A 6,000-nucleotide genomic window follows, 5' to 3' on the forward strand; every position below is an offset into this window, starting at 1 on the left:
AATTCCCATCAGCTTTCATAAAGTGCCGGAACGGAGGAGAATTCCCATCAGCCTTTAAAAAGAGCTCTCACGGTAAATAAAATGACACTCATCCCCGCGCAATCTGAACCTCTTCCATCAACTTCCGAGCATTTTCTGTGACCTCGAATAAATAGTCCTCTGTCAGAGCCCTGTCAGGATCAACCAAGGAAGTTCCTACACCTACAGCCACCGCTCCAGCGCGAATATAATCCTTGGCATTTTGAAGGTTAATGCCTCCTGTTGGCATCAGCGGGATATGTGGCAGCGGACCGGCTATATTTTTAAAGTATCCAGGCCCCACCGTTCCAGCAGGGAAAACCTTAATCACATCGGCACCATGTTCATAGGCATTTAGAATTTCCGTTGGAGTAAAGGCACCGGGTACACTAATCACCCCATACCGTTTCGTCATGCGGATGGTTTCCACATTTACTGTTGGCGAAAAAATAAACTTCGATCCGGCCATAATAGCCGCCCGCGCTGTTTCTGGATCAAGGACAGTCCCTGCGCCAACTAACAAGTCATCCCCAAATACATCTGCCGCTTTTTCAATAATCGCTAAGGCCTTTGGCGTTTCCATCGTGATTTCAAGAGCAGTAACCCCGCCTTCTTTAAGGGCGTTTGCCATTGGAATAATCGATTCAAGAGTGGCACCACGAATGACTGCAACAACTGCTCTATTTTTTAGTTCCTCAATCCCCATTCAAAATCTCTCCCTTTAATGGTAACAGCTTTAGAGGTGGAACTCTAAAGCTGCGGCCAGTTTTATGCACTTATTTTGGCATTCCCAGATTCTGTTTGTTTTTTCGCTGACTTAACTGCCCATACAGTTAAAATAGCGGATAGGAATAGCGAGCCTGCCATAAAGATATATGAAGCACTAAATCCACCCGTTGCTCCATTCAAATAACCAACTGCATACGAGCCAGCAAAAGAACCTAATGCACCCATACTGTTAATCAGAGCCATCGCGCCGCCGGCTACATTTCGCGGCAGGATTTCAGGAATGATCGCAAAGAATGGTCCATATGGAGCATACATCGCCCCGCCGGCGATCACTAATAAGATGAATGAAATCCAGAAATGGTCTGTTCCGATCGCATAAGAAGCATAGAATGCAACAGCGCCAATTAATAAGAACGGCCAAACAAATGCGTTTCGATTCAACGTTTTATCAGAGAAATAAGAAGCAACAAGCATAAGAATAATAGCTAAAATATAAGGAACCGAAGACAACCAGCCAGTTTTTACGATATCCATGTTTGGCGCTGCTTTAATAATAGATGGAAGCCACATCACAAATCCATAAACTCCAATGCTCCAAAGGAAATATTGCGCACTTAACAAAATAACGGGTTTTGATTTAAAGGCTTCACCATAATTTTTAACAGGTTTAATCCCTTCCTGCTCTTTTGCTAACTGTTGTTCAAAATCTTTCTTTTCTTGCTCGGTTAACCATTTTGCATCTCTCGGTTTGTCATTTACAACCTTCCACCAAATAAATGCCCAAATCACGGCAGGAAGACCTTCAGCAATAAACATCCATCTCCAGCCAACAGAGTTTACTAAATAACCAGAAACAATCGACATCCATAAAACGGTTGCAGGATTTCCTAAAATTAAGAACGTATTCGCACGTGAGCGTTCTGCTTTCGTAAACCAGTTACTTAAAAGGACAAGCATGGAAGGCATAACGGCACTTTCCACGACACCAAGAGCAAAGCGAATCACAAATAATAATTTAATATTCGAGACCATACCTGTAAAAGAAGCTAATAACCCCCAGGCAATCAATGACCAGAAAATGAGGACCTTCGCACTCTTTTTCTCGGCAAATGCAGCACCAGGCACTTGGAAAAAGAAATATCCTAAGAAGAAAAGTGACCCAAGCAAGGAAGAAGTACCTGCTGTAATGTGAAGATCCTCGGCTAAACCTGAAGCGGCCCCGAAGCCATAGTTGGCACGGTCAAGATAGGCAAGACTGTACGTGATAAACGCAATCGGAATTAAGCGCAGCCATCTTTGTTTCGCAATCGTTTGTTTCATGTCATTTCACTCCCTGTAAATTTTCTTCTATATATTTTTGCAGTTGATAGTAGGTTGGATAGCCATCGTTGTCTCCCGGTGATTGAACAGCTAGAGAACCAATTGCATTTCCCCTTGCAACGGTTTCCTGAATCGAAAGCTTCTCCAAGAGTCCGCTAATGACACCAACAGCAAAGCCATCTCCGGCCCCGACCGTATCAATAACCTCTTTCACTTTAAAGCCTGGAACTGTTCCTTCATCAAAAGCGGTTTTATAAAAGGCGCCTTCTTCACCAAGCTTAATCACCACAAGCTCGACACCACTTTCTAAGTAAAAAGAAGCAATATCTCGCGGTTTTTTATACCCAGTCAAGATTTCACCCTCTGTAATTCCCGGCAGCACATAGTTAGCGCGGAAGGCAACGGCATTGATTTGTTCCACCATTTCCTCTTTTGATGCCCAGAGCGATGGCCGTAAATTCGGATCAAATGAGACCGTTCGGCCATTATTTTTCATAAATGATAAGGCATGTTTAGCATAGGCCCTTGCCTGTTCCGAAATGGCCAACGGAATCCCGGTCAAATGCAGGTGTTTTGCGGATTGAAAATAAGCTTTATTGAAATCAGTGATTTGCAGGTGGCTTGCAGCCGACCCCTTCCGGAAATATTGTACCTCAGGATCCCCCTCCAGTACTTTCGATTTCAGTTGAAACCCTGTTGGATGCTGTTCATCGATTAAAACCTGCTCAATGTTGACGTTTTCATTTTTAAGCCGTTCGATAATGAACCTTCCAAAAGCATCATTTCCTACTTTACTGACCCAGCCAGCCCGAAGTCCCAATCGGGCAAGGCCTATGGCCACATTGGTTTCCGCACCAGCAAGCTCGAGGGTGAATTGATTGATTTGGTGTAAGGAACCAGGCTGATTGGCCATAAACATCGCCATCGCTTCACCAAAAGTAATGACATCTAGCTGTTGCATGAAATTGCCTCGCTTTCTACTACTAATTCCGAGATTAAATCGATATAGTCCTTTGTTTTCTCCATCGGCTCAATTGGGAATTCAAGCGCTTTCAACATCGTGCTTGGAAAATGCTGCATGACTTTTTTCCAGCTATGACTCCCTTCCCTTTGAAGTGGTACGGTGATTGGCCCTTCTTCCACTTGCTTTAAATGAAGATAAAGGACGTACGGTGAGAGTTTATCAAGAGCATCCTCTACACTTTGGCCAGAGTAATACCAGTTTCCGGCATCGAAGGTCATTTTAACGGGAACTTTTTTTTCGGTAACGTTTTCAAAAAAAGATGTTAACTGGCTTACATTCCCGCCATGGGGTGTCTGGTCATTTTCGACCAATAATTGAATGTTTTTATATTGGTTTAGGTAAGGCCCGAGATCACTTATGTTTGAAGCTTCATGTTTATAATGCCCGAGTGACACCTTAAGCCACTTTGCCCCCATCATCATCGCTTCTTTAAAAATCTCAGTTAATTCTGTTTTATTTAATTGATGATTCTCTTTCCATAATTCAATGGGAGCGGAGTATACGGCAAAAAGTCCATCGCTGGCGATTTCATTTCGAATTTTATCTAGCTGCGGATCTTGGACCCGCAATAATTCACGGCGAATCTCGACCCCAAAAGCTCCTGATTGAGCAATAAGTTGGATAAAGGATTCCTGCCCATTCTCTAACACTTTGAATCTATCAAAAGCATTCAACGGAACAATCACGTTTTTCATGTTAAAGATCCTTTCTAAGCTGAAATTTTAATAAATCGATTTAGTAAACCGGTTTAGTAAATCGATTTATTTTTATTATAAAGACAATGTAAGCGTTTTTCAATAGGGGATTTTTTATTTTTTTTGAGGAAAATAAAAACCCCTCTCATGCAAATGTGATGAGAGGGGTTGCTTATTAAATTTATTAAAGGAACAACCCTACAATCGTTCCAGTTAAGACTGATCCCATTGTGGCTACTAACAATACCTTTAAACCAACCTTAGCTAACTCACTTGCCTTTTCATTATTGATAGCTTGTACAGTTCCTAAAATAATTCCAATCGATGAAAAGTTCGCGAATGATACTAAGAATGCTGATACGATACCGACAGTCTTGTGAGACATGTGAGGGATCATTTTCATGAAATCTAACATAGCAACGAACTCGTTAGCGGCTACCTTAGTACCCATGACTGAGCCAGATTTAACAATCTCATTTGCAGGAATACCCATGATCCATGCAATTGGCGCAAATACATATCCAAGTACGCCAGTGAATGAGATGCCGAAGATTGAAGTGAAAATCCAGTTAACGGCTGCAATCAATCCTACATAAGTGATAAGCATAGCACCTACGATTAAGGCCGTCCTTCCTCCGAGCAATGTCCAGTTGCCGATTGCTTCGAACAGAGATTTCTCCGGAATCATTCCCTTAATATCGATTTCTTCCTCTTCTTCTTTACGAACAGGACATACAATCGTTGATAAGATAAGTCCAGAGAATACGTTAATTGGTAACGCAACCAATACGAACTCCGCCGGAATCATTTGCATGTACGCTCCTAAGATTGAACAGCTGACCGCAACGAGAGAAGAAGTAACAACAACGAACAAGCGGTTACCAGAAAGACTAGGAATGAATGACTTAACAGAAAGGATAGCAGAAGTATCACCAAATACCATAGAATTCACCGCAACAAAGGATTCCACCTTTGGCAGGCCTGTTATTTTACTTACTGCACCACCAATGTATTTAATCGCTAATGGTAATATTCTTGAATACGTTAAAATACCTAGAATAGCTGTAACGAATACAATCATCATTAGAACATTTACAAAGAATAAATTTTTTCCTGCAAGATCCCCAAATACGAATGAGATACCGTCATTTCCGAAAGAAAGAACTTTGTTAAACCCATCGACGATCTTGTGCAGAGCTTTTTTACCGATTGAAGTATTTAACATAAACCAAGCTATTAACAACTGAACGGCTGTCATGATACCAACTGCACGATAATTTATGTTTTTCTTATCGTTTGACATCAGCCAGGCTATACCCATGAGAACAAGGATCCCAACGATTCCAATTATGATTGACATATTATTTTACCTCCAAAGCATTGATTACAGGGATTGCTTGATTTCTTTTCCCTTTATTATTTGAAAATTTCCATCTAAAAAAACTAACAATAAAATAAAAAATAGCTAGAATTAATATACAGGTCCAGATTCGGTAGACATTTTGTGTATTCCAGACCCCTAAAAAATAAAGGAGCGCTGGGATGGTCAACGTTACCCAGGATTGAACAAATGCAACCAATCCTATATAATGTTCAATTTTTTTATTAAGCGCATTTGACAAAAAGAACAGAAACCATAAAAATGTCCACATGCCCCATGTTAGTGCATTGACAGCATCATGAAAGTGAATAATAGATGTAATGGTATAGACGACACCAATTATACTTACCCAGAGACTAAACCAACCGAGTCCACTGCCATCAAGTCCCTTTAATGCGGTGAACCCAACATATAAATAAGTTAAGCCAAATAGAAAAATTGATGCATTATTATAAAGCTCCCAATGATCTTGATTCGAAACAATGATCAAATAGGATGGGATAATTATTTGAATAGTACCTACGAAAAGATTAAAGATACCTACACTTTTTGCATCCGCTTTCCCTAACAGCATAAGACTGTTTAGAAATAAGACAGCACCTGAAAGAAATAAACCAACAAAACCCATTATGTCCTCCTTCACTTTATCCACGGAATTTCCAGCTAAATTTCTAACAAAAGATAGTTTTCCATGAAACGCTTTCACTCGTTAAATACCTAAATAATATATCACACATTTTGAACAAATGTTAAATCATAATTGAACAAAGTTTTAATTTATTTTTTTCCATTTTCTATAAAAATGCCCATTTATATAGAACTTCAATAATAAA

The 6,000-nt window shown here is 40.4% G+C and carries 6 protein-coding genes; all 6 read right to left on the reverse strand.

The features are described 5' to 3' along the window. Nucleotides 1-88: 88 nt before the first annotated feature. The 6 genes from V7161_RS02870 to V7161_RS02895 all read right to left on the reverse strand — a co-directional run bounded on the left by V7161_RS02870 (nt 89) and on the right by V7161_RS02895 (nt 5,795). Nucleotides 89-724, reverse strand: coding sequence for a bifunctional 4-hydroxy-2-oxoglutarate aldolase/2-dehydro-3-deoxy-phosphogluconate aldolase (locus V7161_RS02870; RefSeq protein WP_335442187.1), 636 nt, complete (start codon nt 722-724; stop codon nt 89-91). Nucleotides 725-786: 62 nt separating this feature from the next. Beyond that, nucleotides 787-2,067, reverse strand: a complete 1,281-nt coding sequence (locus tag V7161_RS02875; RefSeq protein WP_335442188.1) for an MFS transporter — start codon at nt 2,065-2,067, stop codon at nt 787-789. Between the two features lies 1 nt (nt 2,068). Next, nucleotides 2,069-3,028 carry a sugar kinase gene (locus V7161_RS02880; RefSeq protein WP_335442189.1) on the reverse strand — a complete coding sequence of 320 codons (960 nt, stop codon included), beginning with the start codon at nt 3,026-3,028 and terminating at the stop codon, nt 2,069-2,071. Continuing rightward, on the reverse strand, nt 3,016-3,786 hold the full coding sequence (locus V7161_RS02885; protein ID WP_335442190.1) for a sugar phosphate isomerase/epimerase family protein: 771 nt from the start codon (nt 3,784-3,786) through the stop codon (nt 3,016-3,018). Before V7161_RS02885 ends, V7161_RS02880 begins: the two co-directional genes overlap by 13 nt. 184 nt (nt 3,787-3,970) lie before the next feature. Beyond that, nucleotides 3,971-5,146 carry a NupC/NupG family nucleoside CNT transporter gene (locus tag V7161_RS02890; protein WP_335442191.1) on the reverse strand — a complete coding sequence of 392 codons (1,176 nt, stop codon included), beginning with the start codon at nt 5,144-5,146 and terminating at the stop codon, nt 3,971-3,973. Nucleotide 5,147: 1 nt separating this feature from the next. After that, a complete protein-coding gene (locus V7161_RS02895) occupies nt 5,148-5,795 on the reverse strand; it encodes an AmiS/UreI family transporter (RefSeq protein ID WP_335442192.1) in 648 nt (215 codons plus the stop codon). Nucleotides 5,796-6,000 lie beyond the last annotated feature (205 nt).

Source organism: Neobacillus drentensis (genome assembly GCF_036965425.1).
Classification (GTDB): domain Bacteria; phylum Bacillota; class Bacilli; order Bacillales; family Cytobacillaceae; genus Neobacillus; species Neobacillus drentensis_F.